1 protein-coding gene and 1 pseudogene are annotated in these 3,148 nt (G+C 65.9%); both read right to left on the bottom strand.

What is annotated here, in order from left to right; all coding sequences use genetic code 11:
- On the bottom strand, positions 1-2,813 hold a 2,813-nt coding region (locus ACFWF2_RS33090), incomplete at its 3' end, for a caspase family protein (protein WP_379311414.1).
- Positions 2,803-3,148: pseudogene (locus tag ACFWF2_RS33085) on the bottom strand (hypothetical protein); the annotation flags it as partial. The pseudogene ACFWF2_RS33085 and the gene ACFWF2_RS33090, both read right to left, overlap by 11 nt.

Below are 3,148 nucleotides of genomic sequence, written 5' to 3'. Positions count from 1 at the left end.
ATCATGGTGCATGCCACCGCAGTCACCGGGCCGGGGTGTCCGGTGAGGGTGACGCGTTCGGTGCCGCTGGTCAAATCCCACACCCGCACCGTGTGGTCGTTGTTGCCGCCAGTGACCGCGACCGGGTCACCATCGATCATGGTGCATGCCACCGCAGTCACCCAGTGAGTGTGGCCGGTGAGGGTGGCGCGTTCGGTGCCGCTGGTCAGATCCCACACCCGCACCGTGTGGTCGTAGCTGGTGGTGACCGCGACCGGGTCACCATCGATCATGGTGCATGCCACCGCGGTCACCAGGCCGGTGTGTCCGGTGAGGGTGGCGCGTTCGGTGCCGCTGGTCAGATCCCACACCCGCACCGTGTGGTCGTCACTGCCGGTGACCGCGACCGGGTCACCATCGACCACGGTGCACGCCACCGCCCTCACTGAGTCGGTGTGGCCGGTGAGGGTGACGCGGTGGGCGTGGTGGGTGAGGTTGCCGGTGGCCCATTGTGGTTGCCAGGTCAGGGTTCGGTTGAGTTGGTGGTGTTGCTGGGGGGCGTGGAAGCGTGCAGCGTCGATGGCCAGTACTTGGCGGCGTCGTTGTGGCGGCAAGGTGGCGTGGTGGGCCGCTGAGCAGCGGTAGATCGCGCGGGTTTGGCGTCCGGTGTCGGTGGTGACGGTATGCAGTGCGGCCAGGAGGGTGGTGGGTTCGGCGTGGACGAGGTAGTCCATGTCGGTGATCAGCTTGTCGACGAGTCCGGCGTGGGTGGCGTGGGTAGCGAGGTAACGCAGTGTGTAGGGGTGCGCGCGTGACCAGTCACGCCGTCCGTCGGCGGTGAGGGGCACTCGGTGGCGTAGGACATCGACGAACATGGCGTGGATGGCGACCGGGTCGACGGGGTTGTGGGTGAGGTGTTCGGCGAGAGCTTGGTGGTAGAGGCGGTAGGCCGAACGACCGGCTTCGGTGGCTTCCACGACATAGGAGCCGGCGGTGCGGCGCAGCCACATCAGGTCGTGATCGTTGTAGTCGATCCCGGCGATGCGGGATGCCAGCGTCGCCCACACGTCTTCCCACGGCAAGCCCTGCCCCTGTGCAAACGCCAAGGGCCGCAGCAAATTCCGGGCGCGATCAGCGTTGTCTCGCAGCCGGGATTGCAGGTCGTGGTGCATCGCCTGACCGGGCAGGCTCGGCAGACTCCGCTGCCATGCGCGGTCGGCGGGGTCGGGCACCTCGGGATCCGCGGACAGGGTCGCTGCCACGATCCGCGCGACCAGAAACGACGGATCGGCTTGCTCGGCAACCGCGGCGGCAACCGCACGGATCAGCGCTGGGGGCTGGCTGGTGTAGACGGTGTCCGGGTCGGCTTCCAGAAGCCCGCGCACGGTGTAGGTGGTCAACGCTGGCAGGTCGGCGTAGCGGGGCGCGTCCAGGTCGATCGCGTGGTCTCGGTCGGTGCCGAGGTTGCCCAGCAGAAACGGGCGGGTCCCCACTAGCAGGCGCACACGCTCACCGGCGTGGTCGATCAACGGCCGCAGCAGTTTCCGGGTCAACGTATCGGGGTCGGCGGCTTCATCGAGAGCGTCGATGAGCACGGTCAACGGCTCAGTTCGATGCGCCAATCCGTCGACGAGTTCACCTACTGTTGTGGCTGTGAGGTGCGCTGCGGCGGCGATGCCGTCGCGCACTTGGTCGATGGTGAGGTTTTGGGCGTAGATCGCCACATCCACTTCGCCGGTTGGCGGGATCGCCTCCGAGGGGAGGCCGAGGGCGTCGACGGGGACGGTGCGTCGATAGTCGGGGTGGGTGAGGGTAGTGATCAATCCGAGGACGGCGGTTTTGCCGGAGCCGGGGTCGCCGGTGACCGCCAGGAACGGTCGGGCAGGGTCGGGGCGTGTGAGCCAGGTGGTGATGTCGGTCAGTGCGCGGTGGCGTCCGCAGAACCACCAGCCCTTGTTGTCACGGTTGCCCATCGCACGCATGAGCAGTCGGGTGCGGAACTCGATATCGCGGCGCTCGGTGTGGGTTTCCCATTCGCTGGCCTGTTGCAGCGCCAGATCCACCTCGCTCAAGCGTGGGTCACGGCGGGGATTGGGTAGGAACGGCGGGATCTGTCCGATGAGCCGTACTTGGGTCCATTCGATGTTCTGACCGTGGGAGTGGTCGAGTTCGTTGCTGATCGCGGTGATCACGGTATCGAGGGGCAGCGTGTCGGGACTGTGGCCCGCGGTCGACAACGACTCGACGGCGTCCTGGAACAACTGGGGAAACACCCCGGCTTGGGCCCACTGCGTGGGTTGGGTGGAACTGATGACCACCACCCCAGTGCCCGATTCCTCACGCCAATGGTTCGTGCACGACGACAGCGCTGCTGTGGTGAAGTCGGCGCCGCCTTGACCGGAGAAACAGGTGTCGAGCATCAGCAGCAGTCGCCGCACATTCGTGCCCAACAGCATCTGCCGTGCCAACGCCGCCGTCTGGACCGCGGCCTCGATATCCTCGGGATCGGTATCGGCGGTCACCAGCACATGCTCACCCGTGGCATCCAAGCGTTCGCCGTGTCCGGTGAAATACACCGCGATCAGATCATCACTACACCGATCCGGAGACTTGCAGAACTTGCGTAGCGCCGGCAGCAACTGGGTGGAGGTCGGGTTCATCCCGAGGGTGTTGACTAGGGTGTAACCGAATTGTTCGGTGAACAACGCGATTATCTTCGCCCGCGCGTCTTCCAACCCCGGCCTATCCCAGCCCGGTCCTTCGGTGTGCGCGGCGACAGCGGTCGCGATCAGAAACCGTCGCGGCCCCCCCTCCTCGCTGTGATCAGTCAACATGCAAACCGTCCGCGATCACCTGACCGGTCAGGGCGTCAGTCAGGTACGGAACCGCACTGTGTGCGTGGACATCATTGTGCACCATCGCATCCCGCACCCGACACGCGAAGCCGTCGCCGAAGAGCGGGTGGAGTTGTTTGACCAACGCGACGATATCGCCGCTGTCGGCGATATTCGTCCACACCAGCTCCGAGCGGCCCGGCCACGCGGCAACACCATCTGTGGGTGTCGGATCGAGGCGGTCGAAGATCAGGTTCGGGATCCCCAACGGCGACCCCAACGTCACCAACGCCCGCACCCGGTGATCTGGTGTCGAGCATAGCGTTTCGTAGGCG

Origin of the sequence: Nocardia sp. NPDC060259 (assembly GCF_042728775.1) — a bacterium.
Classification (GTDB): Bacteria; Actinomycetota; Actinomycetes; order Mycobacteriales; family Mycobacteriaceae; genus Nocardia.
This window is presented reverse-complemented; position numbering and strand designations above follow the sequence as displayed.